Below are 17,962 nucleotides of genomic sequence, written 5' to 3'. Positions count from 1 at the left end.
CAACGACAGAACGAACTTGGACGAAACAGGGGTGGCGGACCAGGTGAGAATTCGGCCGTTGGCGGGGACGGTATCAGGCCCGTGACGTGCGCGGACACGCGGATGTCACGCTCGGTGAGGATTAAACGGTTCGGCGGACCACGCTTTTATGCCCGCAGGCTCAGCGGCACAGCCGACCGCGCCCCAAAGGGGCGCGGGGAACTGCGCGAGCAACCACGACGGGCCCGCAGGCCAGACACGAACGCTGGCACCCCCAAAGGGGCGCGGGGAACTGCGCGACCAGCCCCCACGCGCCCGCGGACTAGGCCAGCAAATCCCCCAGCACCCTCGCCGCCCTCTCCACATCCGCAAATCCCACGTACAGCGGCGTGAAGCCAAAGCGGAGGACGTCCGGGGCGCGGAAGTCGCCGACGACGCCACGCGCGATGAGGCGCCGCATCACCTCGCCCGCCCCCTCGCACCGCAGAGCGACCTGGCTGCCGCGTTCCGCATGGACCGACGGGGTCAGGGACTCCACCGCGCCCTCGGGGACGTACGCGCTCACGCACTCCAGGAAGAAGTCCGTCAGCGCCAGCGACTTCGACCGGACCTGCTCGACCGACACCCCGTCCCAGACGTCCAGCGCCGCCTCAAGGGCGAGCATGGACAGGATGTCCGGCGTCCCGACCCGCCCCCGCAGCGCACCCTCCGCGGGCTCGAAGTCGGCGCGCATGCCGAACGGCTCGGCGTGCGAGTTCCAGCCGGGCAGCGGAGAGTCGAACCGGGCCTGGAGATCACGGCGTACGTACAGGTACGCGGGCGAACCCGGCCCCCCGTTCAGGTACTTGTACGTGCAGCCGACCGCCAGATCCACCCCGTGCGCGTCCAGCCCCACCGGCAGCGCCCCCGCGCTGTGGCACAGGTCCCACACCGCGTACGCCCCCACCGCGTGCACCGCGGCCGTGAGAGACGGCAGGTCGTGCAGGCGGCCCGTCCGGTAGTCGACATGGTTCAGCAGCACGGCCGCGGTACGTTCACTCAGCACGCCCGGCACCTCGGCAGGCGCCACCGGACGCAGGGCACACCCCGTCATCCGTGCCGCCGACTCGGCGATGTACCCGTCCGTGGGGAACGTGGTCGCGTCCACGACGATCTCGTCCCGGCCGTCCCCGGCCATCCGGACCGCGGCCACAAGTGCCTTGAAGACGTTGACACTTGTCGAGTCGCCCACGACGACCTGCCCCGGCGCCGCCCCCACCAGCGGAGCGATCCGGTCGCCGATCCGCTCCGGCGCGGTCCACCAGCCGCTCTCGTCCCAGGACCGGATCCGCAGCTCGCCCCACTGGCGTTGCACGACGTCCGCGACCCGCCCCGGCACGTTCGCCGGCAGCGCGCCCAGCGAGTTCCCGTCGAGGTACACAACGTCGTCGAGCACGAACTCCGCACGCTTGACGGCCAGTTCGTCCGCCGCGTCCAGCTTCTCGGCCTTCACGGCAAGCTCAGACATGGGACCTCGCCGTCCACAGCTCGGGGAAGACGTTCTTCTGCGCCCGCTTCTCCAGCCAGGCAACCCCCGCCGAACCGCCCGTACCGGCCTTGGCGCCCATGGCGCGCCGCGTGGCGACCAGGTGGTCGTTGCGCCAGCGCCACACCAGCTCCGCGACGTCCGTCAACGCCTCGCCCAGCCGGGCGAGTTCGGAGTTCTGGTCGCCCGCGTAGATCGCGGTCCAGGCCGCCTCGACCGGCTGCGACGGCTCGTACCGCCGCGACACGTCACGCGTCAGCACGGACGCGGGGATCGCACACCCGCGCCGGGCGAGGAACCGCAGCACCTCGTCGTACAGGCTCGGCTCGTGCAGCGCCTTCTCCAGCTCCGCGTGCACGCGCGGCGCGCCACGGTGCGGGACCAGCATCGACGCGGACTTCTCGGCGAGCAGGAACTCCATCCGCCGGTACATCGCCGACTGGAAGCCGGAGCCCTCACCGAGCGCGGAGCGGTACGCGTTGAACTGCGCCGGCGTCAGCTGGCCGAGCGGCTTCCAGGAGGCGTTGAGCGCCTCCAGCTCCCGTACCGAACGCTTCAGGGCGTCGATCGCCACGCCGGGCCGGTCCTCGCGCAGGGCGCGCGCCGCGGTCTCCCACTCGTGGACGATGACGGTGAACCACAGCTCCATCACCTGGGTCGTGACCAGGAAGACCATCTCTCCGGGATCGTCGGAGAGGGTGTGCTGGAGATGGGTGAGCACGTCCGCCTTGACGTAGTCCTCGTACGGCGTCGTGCCTTCGAAGTCGAGATGCGGGGTCTCGGGCTCCTGGATCTCGTGAGCCTCTTGGGACATCGCTGTCTCCTGTTGTCACTCCGGGTAGCGGTCCGCCCCTGCCGTTATCGACACGGGGGCCCCGGTCCCCACCCGAATCCTCAGGGGTCACCCCCGGAATGTGCAAGGCCCGACCGCATCACACAGCCGGGCCCGCACCAGTGGAATCCGCTAGCCCAGCGTCTGTGCCGCCGTCGGCGAGGAGTCCTTCAGGAACTGCGAGCAGCGCTCGTACTCCTCCTGCTCGCCGATGGCACCGGCGGCCCGGGCGAGGGCGTGCAGGGCGCGCAGGAAGCCGCGGTTCGGCTCGTGCTCCCACGGCACCGGGCCGTGGCCCTTCCAGCCGTTGCGGCGCAGGGAGTCCAGACCGCGGTGGTAGCCCGTACGGGCATAGGCGTACGACTCCACGACGCTGCCCCGCTCGTACGCCTCGTCGGCCAGCTGCGCCCAGGCCAGGGAGGACGTCGGATACTTCGCGGCGACATCGGCGGACGCCGTACCGGACGCGAGGAGCTCACGGGGCTCCGGGTCGTCGGGGAGGTGGGTCGGGGGCGGGCCCCCGAGGAGGTTCTCGTGAATCGTCATGGGTTCCAGTCTGGAGCATCGGCTAGCCGATACGCCGCTTGGCCCGCTCCCCCTCCAGCGGCGGAGCGGTGATCGAGCCATGGGTGAGGCATTCGGGCCGCCGGCAGTCCGGCGGCAGCCGTCGCACGGTCGCGAAGGCCAGGGCGGAGCCCACCACCAGCACCCCCGCGCACCAGAGCATGGCCTCGCGGAAGGCGTCGTCGAAGGCGTCCGGCGAGCGGTAGGCGTCCTCGCCCATCCCGGTCAGCAACGGCAGCGCGGCCACGGCGACGAGACCGGCGGCGCGGGCCGCCGCGTTGTTGATGCCGCTGGCCAGACCCGCCCGCGCGACATCCACGGAGGCGAGGACGGTGGCGGTCAGCGGGGCGACCAGGGTGACCAGGCCGAGCCCGAAGACGAGGACGGCGGGCAGGACGTCGGCCAGGTACGAGGCGTCCGGACCGACCCGCAGCATCAGCAGCAGTCCGGCCGCGCTGACCAGCGGCCCGACGGTGAGCGGGATGCGCGGCCCGATCCGGTCGGCCAGCTCGCCGGAGCGGGCGGAGAGCAGCAGCATCAGGACGGTCGTCGGCAGCAGTGCCGTACCGGCGGCCAGGGCCGAGTAGCCGGCGACGACCTGGAGCTGGATCACGGCGAGGAAGAAGAACCCGCCGAGGGCCGCGTACACGCACAGGGTGACCAGGTTGACGGCGGTGAACTGGCGGGACGCGAAGATGGCCGGCGGCATCATCGGGTCGGGGCGCCGCTTCTCGACGTAGACGAACGCGACCCCGAGGGCCACGCCCACCGACGCCGTGATCCAGTCCGCCTCGATCAGCGCGTACGTCACCAGGGCGAGCGCCAGCGCGCCGAGGGCCGCGCCGAGCACGTCGAAACGGCCGTGCCTGGTGCCGTCCCCCGACTCGGGGACATGGCGTACGGCGATGGGGGCGCACAGCAGCGCCAGCGGAACGTTCAGCAGGAACACCCACCGCCAGCCGGGCCCGTCCACCAGCCAGCCGCCCAGGAACGGTCCCACGGCCGCCCCGATGCCGCCGAAGCCGGACCACAGGCCCACCGCCCGGCCCCGGTCGTCGGGATGGAAGGAGGCCTGGATGAGGGCGAGCGAGCCGGGCGTGAGCAGCGCTCCGCCGACGCCCTGCAAGGCCCGCGCGGCGATCAGCACACCGGCGTTCGGGGCGAGCCCGCACAGCAGGGAGGCGGCGGCGAACCAGATGACGCCGATGACGAAGATCTTGCGCCGGCCGTAGCGGTCGCCCAGGGAGCCGCCGAGGAGGATCAGGCCGGCCAGGGTGAGCATGTACGAGTTGACCGTCCACTGGAGGGCGGACAGGCTCGCGTCCAGGTCCTCGCCCATCCGGGGCAGCGCGACATTGACGACGGTCGAGTCCAGCAGCGCCATGCTGGAGCCGAGGACGGTGGTCAGCAGGATCCATCTGCCCTGGGGCGAGGCCAGCCGGACATCGGTCATGGCCCCAGGTATACAGCGAGCCCGGCGCCGTAGCACCGGGCTCGCTGAAAAGGAGAATTACCCGATCAATTACTTGATCTTCGTGCCCGTCGAACGCAGGTCGGCGCAGGCCTTGGTCACGCGCGCGGCCATGCTGGCCTCGGCGAGCTTGCCCCAGGTGCGCGGGTCGTAGGTCTTCTTGTTGCCGACCTCGCCGTCGACCTTCAGGACGCCGTCGTAGTTCTGGAACATGTGGGCCGCCACCGGACGCGTGAAGGCGTACTGGGTGTCGGTGTCGAGGTTCATCTTCACCACGCCGTTGTCCAGCGCGGTGGCGATCTCCTGCTCGGTGGAGCCGGAGCCGCCGTGGAAGACGAAGTCGAACGGGGACGCCTTGCCGTACTTGGCGGCGACGCCCTCGTTGAGCTCCTTCAGCAGCTCGGGCTTGAGGACGACGTTGCCCGGCTTGTAGACGCCGTGGACGTTGCCGAAGGAGGCGGCGAGCAGGTAGCGGCCCTTCTCACCGAGACCGAGGGCCTCGACCGTACGGAAGGCGTCGTCGACGGTCGTGTACAGCGAGTCGTTGATCTCGTGCGAGACGCCGTCCTCCTCGCCGCCGGTCGGGGTGATCTCGACCTCAAGGATGATCTTCGCGGCGGCGGCGCGGGCGAGCAGCTCCTGCGCGATGGAGAGGTTGTCGGCCAGGGTCTCGGCCGAACCGTCCCACATGTGCGACTGGAACAGCGGGTTGCGGCCGGCCTTGACGCGCTCCTCGGAGACCGCGAGCAGCGGGCGTACGTACCCGTCGAGCTTGTCCTTCGGGCAGTGGTCGGTGTGCAGCGCGACCGTCACCGGGTACTTCTCGGCGACGACGTGCGCGAACTCGGCCAGGGCCACGGCGCCGGTGACCATGTCCTTGCTGTACTGGCCGCCCAGGAACTCGGCGCCACCGGTCGAGATCTGGATGATGCCGTCGCTCTCGGCCTCGGCGAAGCCGCGCAGCGCCGCGTGCAGGGTCTGCGTCGAGGTGACGTTGATGGCCGGGTAGGCGAACTTGCCTGCCTTCGCCCGGTCGAGCATCTCGTTGTAGACCTCAGGAGTTGCGATGGGCATCTGTCCGCTCCTTGATATGCGGGTTGGCGTACTGCTCTGTCCTTGGCCCTGACCTAGACCTTGGGATGCGACGTCATCGTCGGGCCCATCTTTCCAGACGAACCGGGATGCTCCGAGAGCCGTCTCAGACCGGACCTCAGTCCAGACCGAGCTCGTCCTTGGAGAAGGCGTAGCGGTACGGCACACGCGCGCCCTCCTGGATCTTCTCGGCGGCGCCGGTGGCCCGGTCGACGATCGTCGCGACGGCCACGACCTCGGCGCCCGCCTCGCGCACGGCCTCGACGGCGGCCAGCGGGGAGCCGCCGGTGGTGGAGGTGTCCTCGACGACCAGGACGCGGCGGCCGGCGATGTCCGGGCCCTCCACGCGGCGCTGCAGACCGTGCGCCTTGGCGGCCTTGCGGACGACGAACGCGTCCAGCCTCTGCCCGCGGGCGGCGGCGGCGTGCAGCATGGCGGCGGCCACCGGGTCGGCGCCCATGGTGAGCCCGCCGACGGCATCGAAGTCGAGGTCCGCGGTGAGGTCGAGCAGCACCTGCCCGACCAGCGGGGCGGCCTCCCCGTCGAGGGTGATACGCCGGAGGTCGACGTAGTAGTCCGCCTCAAGACCCGACGACAGGGTCACCTTGCCGTGCACCACGGCCTTGTCCTTGATCTGCTGCAGCAGCGCGCCGCGTACGTCCGTCATGCCGAACAGCTTAGAGGCGGGTCCAGCTCCAGGTGGTCGTGGCCTCCAGCGGTTCCAGGGGGGTGACCAGGCGCGGGAGGGTGTTCAGGCCGTTGGGCGGGCCGGTCTGCGGCTCCACGCAGACGGCGGCCTCCTGCTCGTCGTAGACGACGACCCACCGCTCGGGGCTGGTGACCTTCAGCTGGAGCTGTCCGGGCCAGGTCAGGGTGACGTCGACGCCCTCGGGCATGCCGAAGCAGTCGTCCCAGGGGCCCGGCTTGGGGTCGATGCGGTTGCCGGTGGGCAGGTGGTCGTCTCCGCGCTCCTCCTGCCAGCCGGGGGTGAAGCCGAGGCCGACGTCCTCCTTGCCGAGGTTGCGGTTGAACCAGGGGTGCCAGCCGATCTGCGCCGGGAAGGAGTCCTCGTACGTCTCCACGGCCATGGTGAGCGTCAGGGAGTCCTCGGTGAGGGCGATGACCTGGGTGACCCGGCCGGCGTACGGCCAGGGATCCACCAGGTCGTACGTGATGACCGCCTCGTCGGTGCTCGTGCGGGCGGTGCGCCAGGCGCCGTCGCGGGCGGTGCCGTGGATGGCGTGCGGCGGGGAGTTCAGCGGCAGCTGGCGGACGGCGGCGCCGTCCAGGAAACGGCCGTCCCTGATCCGTCCGCACCAGGGCACCATCGGGAAGCAGCCGAAGCGGTCCCCCCGGCGGAGCAGGTCGAGGCCGCCGACGCGCAGGGCGCCGAGTCGGCCGCCGCCCGCGGGGGTCACCGTCAGTTCCGCGTCGCCTGCGGTCAGCGTGATGTCATCGTTACTCACAGGACGACCCTACTGGGGTGATCAAGAGGGCCGGTCCGGTTCAGTGGCGTCTCCTCAGGATCCGGCCGACGACAATCGCCGAGGCGAGCGCGAGCGCCGCGGCGGGCGCCGCCCAGCGCAGGGTCGAGACGGGCTGCGCAGTCTGCGGGGCGGGCACGGGGGCGTACCGCCCACGAGGCGGAGCATGATCGACCTCCTCCGCACTGCGCCCAATCATCGTGCGCCGCGCGTGAGCGGCCTCGGGAAGCGAGCGGTTGGCGGCCGCGGGCTCGGCGGCGTCGGCTTCGCCTTCGGCCGGTGCGGGTGGCTCCTGCGGGGCGTCCTCGCCATCAGCGGCTGCGGGTTCGGCGGCTGCGGACTCGGCGGCTGCGGACTCTGGGCCTGCGGGCCCAGCAGCTGCCGACTCGGCGGTCTCGGCCCCGCCCTCGCCCGGTGCGGGTGGCCCCTGCGGGACATCCTGGCCTTCGGCGGCTGCGGACTCCGGGGACGCGGGCTCGGCGGCTGCCGACTCGGCAGTCCCGGCCCCGCCCTCGCCCGGTGCGGCCGGCCCCTGCGAGACGTCCTCGGCGGCTACGGGCTCCGGCGCTGCGGGTTCAGCGGCCGCAGGCTCCGGGGATGCGGGCTCGGCGGCTGCCGACTCGGCGGTCTCGGCCCCGCCCTCGCCCGGTGCGGGTGGCTCCTGCGGGACATCCTGGCCTTCGGCGGCTGCGGACTCCGGGGACGCGGGCTCGGCGGCTGCCGACTCGGCGGTCTCGGCCCCGCCCTCGCCCGGTGCGGGTGGCCCCTGCGGGACATCCTGGCCTTCGGCGGCTGCGGACTCCGGGCCTGCCGACTCGATGGCCGCGGACTCGACGGCTGCAGACTCGACGGCCGCGGACTCAGCGGCCGCAGGCTCCGGGGACGCGGGCTCGGCGGCCGCAGGATCGGCGGATGCCGGGTCGGCGGTCGTAGGCTCCCGCTTCTCGCCCGCCGTCTCCCCCAACCCCTCCGCGAAACGGTTCAGCAGTCTGGTGACGGCCGAGGTGACGGAGTCAGGTGGGAGGTGGGCGATGCGGCCGTCTGCCGTGGCTGAGCCGTCGAAGGTGAGGGTGGCGCCGTCGGTGGTGTCGCGCAGGGTCAGGGTGAGGGTGAGTTTCACGGATCCGGTGCCGCGGGCCTCGGTCGCGTCGGCCTCGACGGCGTACGAACCGTCGTCCCGGGCCGAGAGGCGGGCGGATCCGCGGTAGGTGATGGTGTGGCCGCCGACCCGGATCTTCAGCCGCCCGCTGACCGGGGTCTCGGCGCCGGCATCCTGCTGAAGCCCGGGAACCGCCCGGGCCACCCGCACGGGGTCGGCCAGCGCCTCCCGCAACCGGGCGGCGGCCACCGGAACGAACACCTCAAGCTCCATGTCTGCGGAGCCTACCCAGCAGACCCACCCCTGCACCCCCCGTCGGCGTAATCTCCCCGCACGTCGGTGTGGCCACGCCCGGTCGCTCAGTACCGCGGATGCACCAGCGTCGACGCCCCCAACCCCCGTACCCGCAACGCCTCCGCCGCCCTCGCGTCCTCCAGCAGGCGGGCCGTTGTGATGGTGCGCAGATCGGGGCCGTCCGCCGGCAGGTCCAGCGCGGGGCGCGCGGTCCCGGACGACAGGATGAAACCCCAGTCGTGGGGGGCTTCCGCGCGGCCCGCCGAGCGGTCGGGGCCGGCCGCGAAGCCGGGGGCGCGGCCGGCCACGCAGTAGGGCGCCGTGCGCAGTCCGGCGGCGCGCATGGTCGCGTCCACCGTCCAGAAGACCCGCGGGCGGGAGGCCACCGGACCCGCGTGCACCACCAGCCGCCCCTCGTCGGCCAGCATCCGCCGCGCCAGTCCGTAGAACTCCTGCGAGTACAGCTTCGTGCTCGCCGTGATCCCGGGATCCGGAAGGTCGGAGATCACGACGTCGTAGCGGGTCGCCGGCGCCGTGCGCAGATGCCGGAACGCGTCCCCGGTGGTGACGCGGACGCGCGGATCGTCGTACACATGCCCGTTGAGCCGCGCGAGCGCGGGATCGCGGCGCGCCAGGCCCACCAGCTCCGCGTCGAGTTCCACGACGTCCACCCGCCGCACCCCCGGATGCCGCAGCACCTCCCGCGCCGCCAGTCCGTCGCCGCCGCCGAGGATGAGCACGCGCGCATGCGGGCCGTTCATCGCGGGGTGGACCAGCGCCTCGTGGTAGCGGTGCTCGTCGCGGCCGCTGACCCGCAGCCGTCCGTCGAGGAAGAGGTCGAGGGGACGGCCGTGCGTACCGCCCGTGATGACCACCTCCTGCACGCCGGTCTGGACCGCCACCCGCACGTCCGCGCCGTACACCGCGTGCCGCGCGGCCCGTTCGAAGTCGTCGACATGGACCGCGGCGGTGGCGAGGACGCCGAGGACGGCAAGGTTGGCGACGAGCAGCAGCCAGCGGCCGCGCCGGGTCAGATCGCGGCGGAACAGGCCGAGGACGAGGGCCCCTCCGGCCACCGCGTTGACCGCCCCGGTGATCAGCGCCCCCGTCAACTGGCCGAGCAGCGGCAGCAGTAGGAACGGGAAGGCCAGGCCGCCGACCAGCGCGCCGACGTAGTCCGCGGCGAACAGGTCGGCCACCGCCCCGCCCGCGTCCTGGCGCCGGATCCGCTGGATCAGCTCCATCAGCAGGGGGACTTCGGCGCCGATCAGCAGTCCGATCGCGAGGGAGAAGGTCACCAGCAGCACCCGCGGGCCGTTGGCCCACAGCCCGCCCCAGTCCCCGGTCCACGCGAAGACGCCGTACAGGGCGAGCGCGCTGCATCCGCCGACGAGCGCGAGTACGGCCTCGATCGCGCCGAAGCCGGCCGCGGCGTGCCAGCGGAGCCGTTTGGCGACGAGGGATCCGAGGCCCATCGCGAACACCATGAGGGACAGCACCACGGAGGCCTGGGTGACCGAGTCGCCGATCAAGTACGAGGCGAGGGCGACCAGTTCGAGTTCGTACACAAGTCCACAGGCGGCGCAGACGAAGACGCACGCGAGGACCAGGAAACGTCCCGTCCCCGGCCGGACGGGAAGCCGCGCCGGACCGCCCCAGGGTGGCGGGGTGCCGGGCGGGGCGGGCGCGTGCGGTTCGATCACCCTGCGACGTTACGTCACGTGCACGTCACGCTTCGTCACCCACACGTGTGGAACTGGCGCCCAATCGACCGCTCGGCGTTTGAGCGCACATAAGCACGACCACGCACGACCACGCACGACCACGCCCGCACTCACACCCCGGACGGGCTGAGCACGCTCACCGGCACCGGCACCGGCACCGGCGCCGGCACCCGCACCCCGACCCGCGTCCGCGTGGCCACCAACTGCCCGTCCTGCGGGTAGGCGTGCCAGGTCCGCCAGTGCACCTGCCCCTCGTGCCGCTGCGCCAGCATCGCCGTGAAGGCGTGCGGGCTGCCGGGGAAGACACCGGCCAGACCGTTGGGGTGGTCGGCCACGAGGGCCAGCAACTCCTGTGCCCGGCCCGCGAACTGACCCGGCGACAGCACTTCGACACGCGCGGCGAATTCGTACTCCCAGTCCCCGACCCGTTTGGCCACCCCGAGCGGAAGGGGCGTGCTGCTGCCGGGGATGCACGCCACCGTCTCCGAGCAGCAGCCCCGCTCCTCCTCCAGGAGTACCTGGTGGGACGCGCCGAGCAGTCTCAACTGGAGCTTTGCCCCGGCCAGTTCGAGGTCGAGCGTGGCCAGGGCCGGGAGCGGCTCGCGCCCCAGAGCCCAGGCGAGGTCGGCCGCGCGCGTGTCGGTGTAGGAGGTGTTCAGGGTCGTGAGCATGGATCGGCTCCGCTAGCACGCAAGAAAGGGAGGTGTGGGTCCGGCGCACCCAAGTCGACACCGGGGCAGGCCCGGTCAGCCCGGTCGGCGAGTCAGGGGGGGTCCGCGGGACGTCCGTGGGGCTGCGTTGGTGATTTAGAGGGAATCATGAACGGCGGCGCCGCCACAGCGTTTTTACCCAACTTCGTAGGGTTTCCATCCCTCAGAGGGCTCCACAGCTCAACTGTTCAACCACGGCGTACGCCGTGTCGGCGGGGGCGTACGCCGGAGCACGGATACACGGAACACGGGGAGCGGATACCTGGAACGCAGGGAACGGACCCCTGGATCACAGGGAGCGGATGCACGAAACACAGAGAAGCGGGGCCCGTCCCCCGTGACCGGACCCCGCTCCCCGGATGCGGCTCCCCCTGCCGGAGCTCAGCTGCCCCGTGTCAGCTGCCTCCGCCGCATCCGCCCCCGCCGCCTCCGCAGGACGACGAGGAACCGCCGCAGGACGACCCGCCACCGCAGGAGTGGCCGCTGTCTCCCCCGCCGGCCCACCAGCTGCCGCCGGAGTCGCTGCCGTGGTGGCGGCCGCGGCGCCGCGACCGGCCGGCCGAGGCCGTCGACCCGGAGTGCGCCTTGCCGATGATCACCAGTCCGACGGTCAGGACCGCCGCCACGGCCAGGACGATGCCGAAGTTCATGGCGTCATCCTCCTTTCGTTCCCCCGAAGCGGCCCCCCGTGGGCGCCTCGTTCTGTGCGTGCCGGTGAAATGCCCTCCCGTCCGACCGGCCAAAGCAGAGTTGAGGAACTCCAGAGCTTGGGCGCAGGATGGCCGCCATGACCTCCACCCCGCGCCCGCTGCTCAACCGCCGACTCGCCGAGTTCGGCACGACGATCTTCGCCGAGATGTCCGCGCTGGCCCTGCGGACCGGGTCCATCAATCTGGGGCAGGGTTTCCCCGACACGGACGGCCCCGAGGAGATCCGGGAGGCGGCGGTGCGCGCGCTGCGTGACGGGCGCGGCAACCAGTACCCGCCGGGCCCGGGCGTCCCCGAGCTGCGTACGGCCGTCGCCGCGCACCAGGAGCGGCTGTACGGGCTGCCGTACGACCCGGACACGGAGGTCCTCGTCACCGCCGGCGCCACGGAGGCCATCGCCGCCTCCCTGCTCGCGCTGCTCGAACCGGGCGACGAGGTGATCGCCTTCGAGCCGTACTACGACTCCTACGCGGCGTGCATCGCGATGGCGGGCGCCCGCCGGGTGCCGGTCACCCTCCGGCCGCACGAGGGCAGCTTCCGGCTCGACCTCGACGAGCTGCGCGCCGCGGTCACGGACCGCACCCGGCTGCTGCTGGTCAACACCCCGCACAACCCGACCGGCACGGTCCTCACCCGCGCGGAACTGACCGCGATCGCCGAGCTCGCGGTGGAGCGCGATCTGCTGGTGGTCACGGACGAGGTCTACGAGCACCTGGTCTTCGACGGGGCCGAGCACCTGCCGCTGGCGGCCTTCCCCGGAATGCGGGAGCGGACGGTGACCATCGGCTCGGCCGGCAAGACGTTCTCGTTCACCGGCTGGAAGGTGGGCTGGGCGACCGGGACGCCGGAGCTGGTGACGGCGGTGCGCTCGGCGAAGCAGTTCCTGACGTATGTGGCGTCGGGGCCGTTCCAGCACGCGGTGGCCGAGGCGCTGGCGCTGCCCGAGAGCTACTTCACCGCCTTCCGCGAGGACATGCTGGCCAAGCGGGACCTGCTGGCGACCGGTCTTGAGGAGGCGGGCTTCGCGGTGTTCCGGCCCGCGGGCACCTACTTCGTCACCACCGACATCCGCCCCCTCGGCGAGAGCGACGGCTTCGCGTTCTGCCGGGCGCTGCCGGAGCGCGCCGGGGTCGTCGCCATCCCCAACGCCGTCTTCTACGACCACCGGGAGGCGGGCGCGCCCTTCGTGCGGTTCGCGTTCTGCAAGCGGACCGAGGTGCTGGAGGAGGCGGTGCAGCGGCTGAAGGCCCTGGCGGGCTGAGCCGGGTGCCGCCGGATGCAGGGTGCACCCGGGCGGGCGCGCAGCGCTCGCGCCTGCCCGGTTCACCCTGCAATGTGCGGATGTGACCCACGCCAGTACCCTCGCCCCACCCACCGTCACACCCCACCCCGGCCCCCCTGGGCGTACCGCGCGCCGCTACCCGCTCGCGGTGTCGCTCGGCGCCGCGCTCGGTCTGTTCGCGGCGGCCCGGCTCACCGGGGTCGCCGTGCTCGCCGCCGTCGCCTGGGCCACCGGCCGGCAGCCGCTGGCGCTGCTCGGCCGGTCCTGGGACTCCCTGTGGTACCTGGGGATCGCCGCGCACGGCTACGGCCGCACCCTGCGCTTCGGGCCGGACATCGTCCAGAGCGACCTGGCGTTCTTCCCGCTGTACCCGGGGCTGGTGCGGGCCGTGACGTCGGTGAGCCCGCTCGGGTGGGGCGCGGCCGGCCTGGTCGTGTCCTGGACGGCCGCCGGGATCGCCGCCTGCGGGATCCACGCCCTCGGCTCCCGCCTGTACGGGCGCGCCGTGGCCACCGTCCTCGTCCTCCTGTGGGCCCTGCTGCCGCACTCGGTGGTGCTGTCGATGGCGTACACCGAGCCGCTGCTGACCGCCTTCGCCGCCTGGGCGCTGTACGCGGTGCTCACCGGACGCTGGCTGTGGGCGGGGGCGCTGGCGGCGCTCGCGGGCCTCTCCCGGCCGAACGGGTTCGCGGTCGCGGCCGCGGTGCTGGCGGGCGCGGCGTACGCGGTCCGGCGGGAGCGCGGAAAGGTTACCCACAGGCTGTGGACGGGCGCCGCGCTCGCGCCGCTCGGCTGGATCGCGTACGTGCTCCATGTCGGCCACCGCAGGGGCGACCTTCTCGGCGGCTACTTCGAGGTGCAGCGCCGGTGGGGCTCGACCTTCGACCTGGGCCACGGCTCACTGCGCTTCGTCCGCCATCTGCTCCTGCACGGCGGCCACCTGGTCTTCCCCATGACCATGGTGATCGTCGCCGCGGCCGTCCTGCTCTACGGCCTCCTCCTCGCCGACCGCGCCCCGCTCCCCCTCCTCGCCTACAGCGGCGTCCTGCTGCTGATCACGCTCGGCGGCTCGGGCTTCTTCGAGTCCAAGCCCCGCTTCCTGCTCCCGGCGTTTCCCCTGCTCCTGCCGCTGGCCCGGGCCCTGGTACGGACGGCGAGAGCCCGGCCCTGGCACGCGACCGTGGTGGTCGGCGCCCTGGCCGGGCTCTCGTTCGCTTACGGCGCGTATCTCGTCGTAGTCGCGAACACGCCTCTCTAGCGGAGGATCACTCCTCGTCGTCCTCGGGCTTCTCGGCCTCGTTGACCTCCTGCTCCAGGCCGAGCTGCTCCACGAGCCACTTGTCGAACTCGATGGCCGCCCGCACCCAGCTGACGGTCGAGGAGACGAAGTGCTCCAGGCTGACACCGGTGCCGATCAGCATCTGCGCCTCACCGATGAGGCGGACGGTGCCGTCGTCGTGGGTGTGCGTGTAGAGCTTGGGCCACAGGGTCCGCCGGTTCCAGTCGTCGATGGACTCCAGCAGCTGCGGCTTCTCGTCGATCTGGTGCGGGCGGTCGTAGAACGTCCGCACCGAGAAGACCTGCTGGTCCCCCTCGCCACGGAACATGAAGTACGTACGGAACTGCTCCCACGGCGCCGCGAGGTCACCCTCGTCGTCGACGACGTACTTCAGCTCCATCTGGTCGAGGAGCTGCTTCACGAGGTCCTGATCCGGGACCACGGGGCCGGGCGGCGGGCCGGGCTGCGGCTGCTGCTGACCCCCGAAGTTCGGAATCGAGGACGGGTCGATGCTCACCGTGTTTTTCCCTTCGTACGGATCCCGCCATCCTCCCCCATCCGGGGAGGGGGGTGGCAAGCCCCGCCGGGGCCTGTCAGCCCTCGGCTGACTTGATCCGGCCGAGCGTGACCGGCAGGGAGCGGCAGGGACCGGCGCGGAGGGCGTGCCGTGCGCAGACACGCCGACGGCCCGCCCCGGCGGTGCGCGGGGCGGGCCGCCCGGGGCGGTCGCGGCGCTACAGGGTCTTGCCCGTCGCCGGCCCCACGATCAGCCCCTCCCCGAACGTGTCCACCCGGACCGTGTCGCCGTCCTTGATCTCGCCGGAGAGGATCTCCTTGGCGAGGCGGTCGCCGATGGCGGTCTGGACGAGGCGGCGCAGGGGGCGGGCGCCGTAGGCCGGGTCGTTGCCCTCGTCGGCGAGCCAGGCCAGGGCCTCCTCGGTGATCTCCAGGGTGAGCCGGCGTTCCGCGAGGCGCGCCGCCAGACGGTCGATCTGGAGGCGGGCGATCCGGCCCAGCTCGTCCTTCGACAGCGCCGAGAAGACGACCAGGTCGTCGAGCCGGTTGAGGAACTCCGGCTTGAAGGCGGTCCGGACCACCTCCAGGACCTGCTGCTTCTTCTCTTCCTCGGTCGTCATCGGGTCGACCAGGAACTGGCTGCCCAGGTTGGACGTCAGCACCAGGATCGTGTTGCGGAAGTCGACCGTACGGCCCTGACCGTCCGTCAGCCGCCCGTCGTCCAGCACCTGGAGCAGGATGTCGAAGACCTCCGGGTGCGCCTTCTCCACCTCGTCCAGCAGCACGACGCTGTACGGGCGCCTGCGCACCGCCTCCGTCAGCTGGCCGCCCTCCTCGTAGCCGACGTAGCCGGGGGGCGCGCCGACCAGCCGGGCCACGCTGTGCTTCTCGCTGTACTCCGACATGTCGATGCGGACCATGGCCCGCTCGTCGTCGAAGAGGAAGTCGGCGAGCGCCTTGGCCAGTTCGGTCTTGCCGACGCCGGTCGGGCCGAGGAAGAGGAAGGAGCCGGTGGGGCGGTCCGGGTCGGCGATCCCCGCGCGGGTGCGTCGTACGGCGTCGGAGACGGCCTGCACGGCCTCGGTCTGCCCGATGAGCCTGCGCCCCAGCTCCTCCTCCATGCGCAGCAGCTTCTGCGTCTCGCCCTCCAGCAGCCGGCCGGCCGGGATGCCCGTCCAGGCGGCCACGGTGTCGGCGATGTCGTCGGGGCCGACCTCCTCCTTGACCATGGTGTCCCTGGAGGCCTCCTCCTCGGCCTCGGAGGCGGCCTCCAGGTCACGCTCCAGGGTGGGGATCTCGCCGTAGAGCAGCTTGCTGGCGGTGTCGAAGTCGCCGTCGCGCTGGGCGCGTTCGGCCTGGCCGCGCAGGTCGTCGAGGCGTTCCTTCAGCTCGCCGACCCGGTTGAGGGACTGCTTCTCCTTCTCCCAGCGGGCGGTCAGGCCCCGCAGCTCCTCCTCCTTGTCGGCGAGGTCGCGGCGCAGCCGCTCAAGACGCTCGCGGGAGGCCGCGTCGGTCTCCCGGCTCAGGGCCAGCTCCTCCATCTTCAGCCGGTCGACGGCGCGCTGGAGTTCGTCGATCTCGACGGGCGAGGAGTCGATCTCCATGCGCAGCCGGGACGCGGCCTCGTCGACGAGGTCGATGGCCTTGTCGGGCAGGAAGCGGGAGGTGATGTACCGGTCGGAGAGGGTGGCCGCGGCGACCAGCGCGCTGTCCGCGATCTGCACCTTGTGGTGGGCCTCGTACCGCCCCTTGAGCCCGCGCAGGATCGCGATGGTGTCCTCGACGGTGGGCTCGGCGACGAGCACCTGCTGGAAGCGCCGCTCCAGGGCGGGGTCCTTCTCGATGCGCTCCCGGTACTCGTCGAGCGTCGTCGCACCGACCATGCGCAGTTCACCACGGGCGAGCATGGGCTTGAGCATGTTCCCGGCGTCCATGGCGGAGTCCCCGCCGGCCCCGGCCCCGACGACCGTGTGCAACTCGTCGATGAAGGTGATGATCTGCCCGTCGGAGTCCTTGATCTCCGCGAGCACGGTCTTCAGCCGCTCCTCGAACTCACCGCGGTACTTGGCGCCCGCGACCATGGCCCCCAGATCCAGCGCGACGAGCCGCTTGTCCTTGAGGGACTCGGGCACGTCACCCTTCACGATCCGCTGGGCGAGCCCCTCGACGACGGCGGTCTTGCCGACGCCGGGCTCACCGATGAGCACGGGATTGTTCTTGGTGCGGCGGCTGAGCACCTGCACAACCCGCCGGATCTCGTGATCCCGCCCGATGACGGGGTCGAGCTTGCCCTCCCGCGCGGCTGCGGTGAAGTCGGTGCCGAACTTCTCCAGGGCCTTGTACTGCCCCTCCGGATCGGCTGTGGTCACCCGGCGTCCTCCCCTTGACTCCTGGAACGCCTGCAGCAGCTTCTTCGCCGTGGCGCCCTGCTGGGAGAGTACGTCGCCGGCCTGGCCGCCCTTGGCGGCGATACCGATGAGGAGGTGCTCGGTGGAGAGGTACTCGTCGCCGAGCTCCTTCGCCTTCGCCTGCGCCTCGGCGATCACCGCGAGCAGCTCACGGCTGGGCTGCGGGGGCGCGACGGTGGACCCGGTCACGCTGGGCAGACCGGCGAGCACCTTCTCGGCCCCCGCCCGCACGGCGGCCTGATCGGCCTCCACGGCGGCCAGCAGATCGGTGATGTTCTCGTTGTCCTGCCCCTGGAGCAGCGCCAGGAGCAGGTGAGCGGGGGTGAGGTCCGGGTGCCCCTCGGTCACGGCCCGGTTGCTGGCCGCGTTGATCGCGTCCCGGCTCCTGTTGGTCAGCTCGGCGTCCACGTGTCCGTTCTCCTCCTGACGTCAGCGTCTCCCATTACTGACTCCATCAGCGTACACAAAGTTGAGTCTATTCCACTCAAGGCAGCGTCCGGGAGGCCCAGGGGACTAAGTTCCGACGTCATGGCGACGACATACTCCGTGGACCCGGGCGATCCCGACGGCTCGTACCTCAGCTTCTGGCGGGAAAGACACCTGTGCACGCTGACGACCCCCCGCCCGGACGGCAGCCCGCACGTGGTGCCGGTCGGGGTGACCTACGACCCCGGGGCACGGCTGGCCCGGGTGATCGCGAACAAGGCCAGCACGAAGGTGGGCAACGTACTGGCGGCCGGCCCGGCCGGGGCCCGCGTCGCGGTGTGCCAGGTGGACGGGCGGCGGTGGGCGACCCTGGAGGGACGGGCGTACGTGCGCACCGAGCCGGAGCGGATCGCGGAGGCGGAACGGCGGTACGCCGAGCGCTACGAGCGGACGCCGTCGCCGAATCCGTCACGCGTGGTGATCGAGATCGAGCTGGAACGGGCCATGGGGCGCGGCTGACGGTTTTCGGCCAAGGGCGACTTGGCGGATACCCGGAAATGTCCCGCAAA

The 17,962-nt window shown here is 71.9% G+C and carries 16 protein-coding genes; 3 read left to right on the top strand and 13 right to left on the bottom strand.

Annotation, left to right across the window (positions count from 1 at the left end):
• Nucleotides 1–301 precede the first annotated feature (301 nt).
• The 11 genes from kynU to AB0Q90_RS28195 all read right to left on the bottom strand — a co-directional run bounded on the left by kynU (nt 302) and on the right by AB0Q90_RS28195 (nt 11,424).
• Nucleotides 302–1,486, bottom strand: a complete 1,185-nt coding sequence (gene kynU, locus AB0Q90_RS28245) for a kynureninase (RefSeq protein WP_363161110.1) — start codon at nt 1,484–1,486, stop codon at nt 302–304.
• Nucleotides 1,479–2,318, bottom strand: coding sequence for a tryptophan 2,3-dioxygenase family protein (locus tag AB0Q90_RS28240; protein ID WP_363161111.1), 840 nt, complete (start codon nt 2,316–2,318; stop codon nt 1,479–1,481). Before AB0Q90_RS28240 ends, kynU begins: the two co-directional genes overlap by 8 nt.
• A gap of 150 nt (nt 2,319–2,468) precedes the next feature.
• A complete protein-coding gene (locus AB0Q90_RS28235; RefSeq protein WP_363161112.1) occupies nt 2,469–2,882 on the bottom strand; it encodes a DUF3151 domain-containing protein in 414 nt (137 codons plus the stop codon).
• A 22-nt stretch (nt 2,883–2,904) separates the two neighbouring features.
• Nucleotides 2,905–4,353, bottom strand: coding sequence for an MFS transporter (locus AB0Q90_RS28230; RefSeq protein ID WP_363161113.1), 1,449 nt, complete (start codon nt 4,351–4,353; stop codon nt 2,905–2,907).
• Nucleotides 4,354–4,422: 69 nt separating this feature from the next.
• A complete protein-coding gene (gene fbaA / locus AB0Q90_RS28225) occupies nt 4,423–5,445 on the bottom strand; it encodes a class II fructose-bisphosphate aldolase (protein ID WP_363161114.1) in 1,023 nt (340 codons plus the stop codon).
• A gap of 136 nt (nt 5,446–5,581) precedes the next feature.
• Nucleotides 5,582–6,130 carry an orotate phosphoribosyltransferase gene (pyrE, locus tag AB0Q90_RS28220; protein WP_363161115.1) on the bottom strand — a complete coding sequence of 183 codons (549 nt, stop codon included), beginning with the start codon at nt 6,128–6,130 and terminating at the stop codon, nt 5,582–5,584.
• 10 nt (nt 6,131–6,140) lie between these two features.
• Complete coding sequence (locus AB0Q90_RS28215) at nt 6,141–6,929, bottom strand: aldose 1-epimerase (RefSeq protein WP_363161116.1); 789 nt, start codon at nt 6,927–6,929, stop codon at nt 6,141–6,143.
• 40 nt (nt 6,930–6,969) lie between these two features.
• A complete protein-coding gene (locus AB0Q90_RS28210) occupies nt 6,970–8,319 on the bottom strand; it encodes an SRPBCC domain-containing protein (RefSeq protein WP_363161117.1) in 1,350 nt (449 codons plus the stop codon).
• An 86-nt stretch (nt 8,320–8,405) separates the two neighbouring features.
• Complete coding sequence (locus tag AB0Q90_RS28205) at nt 8,406–10,043, bottom strand: polyamine aminopropyltransferase (protein WP_363161118.1); 1,638 nt, start codon at nt 10,041–10,043, stop codon at nt 8,406–8,408.
• A gap of 131 nt (nt 10,044–10,174) precedes the next feature.
• Nucleotides 10,175–10,735: a DUF2617 family protein gene (locus AB0Q90_RS28200; protein WP_363161119.1), complete on the bottom strand. Its 561-nt coding sequence runs from the start codon at nt 10,733–10,735 to the stop codon at nt 10,175–10,177.
• A 434-nt stretch (nt 10,736–11,169) separates the two neighbouring features.
• Nucleotides 11,170–11,424 (bottom strand): hypothetical protein, encoded by a 255-nt coding sequence (locus AB0Q90_RS28195; RefSeq protein WP_363161120.1) that lies wholly within the window; start codon nt 11,422–11,424, stop codon nt 11,170–11,172.
• A gap of 128 nt (nt 11,425–11,552) precedes the next feature.
• Here AB0Q90_RS28195 and AB0Q90_RS28190 point away from each other — a divergent pair, with 128 nt between their 5' ends.
• Nucleotides 11,553–12,743 carry a pyridoxal phosphate-dependent aminotransferase gene (locus tag AB0Q90_RS28190; protein ID WP_363161121.1) on the top strand — a complete coding sequence of 397 codons (1,191 nt, stop codon included), beginning with the start codon at nt 11,553–11,555 and terminating at the stop codon, nt 12,741–12,743.
• Between the two features lie 82 nt (nt 12,744–12,825).
• Nucleotides 12,826–14,022 (top strand): hypothetical protein, encoded by a 1,197-nt coding sequence (locus tag AB0Q90_RS28185; protein WP_363161122.1) that lies wholly within the window; start codon nt 12,826–12,828, stop codon nt 14,020–14,022.
• 7 nt (nt 14,023–14,029) lie between these two features.
• Here the strand turns inward: AB0Q90_RS28185 and AB0Q90_RS28180 are convergent, their stop codons facing one another.
• Nucleotides 14,030–14,560, bottom strand: a complete 531-nt coding sequence (locus AB0Q90_RS28180; RefSeq protein WP_363161123.1) for a YbjN domain-containing protein — start codon at nt 14,558–14,560, stop codon at nt 14,030–14,032.
• Nucleotides 14,561–14,777: 217 nt separating this feature from the next.
• Nucleotides 14,778–17,375 carry an ATP-dependent chaperone ClpB gene (gene clpB / locus AB0Q90_RS28175; RefSeq protein ID WP_363161124.1) on the bottom strand — a complete coding sequence of 866 codons (2,598 nt, stop codon included), beginning with the start codon at nt 17,373–17,375 and terminating at the stop codon, nt 14,778–14,780.
• Nucleotides 17,376–17,495: 120 nt separating this feature from the next.
• Between clpB and AB0Q90_RS28170 the strand changes: the two genes are divergently transcribed.
• Nucleotides 17,496–17,912 carry a pyridoxamine 5'-phosphate oxidase family protein gene (locus AB0Q90_RS28170; protein WP_363161125.1) on the top strand — a complete coding sequence of 139 codons (417 nt, stop codon included), beginning with the start codon at nt 17,496–17,498 and terminating at the stop codon, nt 17,910–17,912.
• The last annotated feature ends 50 nt before the right edge of the window (nt 17,913–17,962 follow it).

The organism is Streptomyces sp. NPDC079141 (assembly GCF_040686775.1).
Taxonomy (GTDB): Bacteria; Actinomycetota; Actinomycetes; order Streptomycetales; family Streptomycetaceae; genus Streptomyces.
This window is presented reverse-complemented; position numbering and strand designations above follow the sequence as displayed.

Coding starts and splice junctions, on each gene's coding strand:
- kynU (WP_363161110.1), bottom strand. CDS start 1,486: ATGTCTGAGCTTGCCGTGAAGGCCGAGAAGCTGGACGCGGCGGACGAA.
- AB0Q90_RS28240 (WP_363161111.1), bottom strand. CDS start 2,318: ATGTCCCAAGAGGCTCACGAGATCCAGGAGCCCGAGACCCCGCATCTC.
- AB0Q90_RS28235 (WP_363161112.1), bottom strand. CDS start 2,882: ATGACGATTCACGAGAACCTCCTCGGGGGCCCGCCCCCGACCCACCTC.
- AB0Q90_RS28230 (WP_363161113.1), bottom strand. CDS start 4,353: ATGACCGATGTCCGGCTGGCCTCGCCCCAGGGCAGATGGATCCTGCTG.
- fbaA (WP_363161114.1), bottom strand. CDS start 5,445: ATGCCCATCGCAACTCCTGAGGTCTACAACGAGATGCTCGACCGGGCG.
- pyrE (WP_363161115.1), bottom strand. CDS start 6,130: ATGACGGACGTACGCGGCGCGCTGCTGCAGCAGATCAAGGACAAGGCC.
- AB0Q90_RS28210 (WP_363161117.1), bottom strand. CDS start 8,319: ATGGAGCTTGAGGTGTTCGTTCCGGTGGCCGCCGCCCGGTTGCGGGAG.
- AB0Q90_RS28200 (WP_363161119.1), bottom strand. CDS start 10,735: ATGCTCACGACCCTGAACACCTCCTACACCGACACGCGCGCGGCCGAC.
- AB0Q90_RS28195 (WP_363161120.1), bottom strand. CDS start 11,424: ATGAACTTCGGCATCGTCCTGGCCGTGGCGGCGGTCCTGACCGTCGGA.
- AB0Q90_RS28190 (WP_363161121.1), top strand. CDS start 11,553: ATGGCCGCCATGACCTCCACCCCGCGCCCGCTGCTCAACCGCCGACTC.
- AB0Q90_RS28170 (WP_363161125.1), top strand. CDS start 17,496: ATGGCGACGACATACTCCGTGGACCCGGGCGATCCCGACGGCTCGTAC.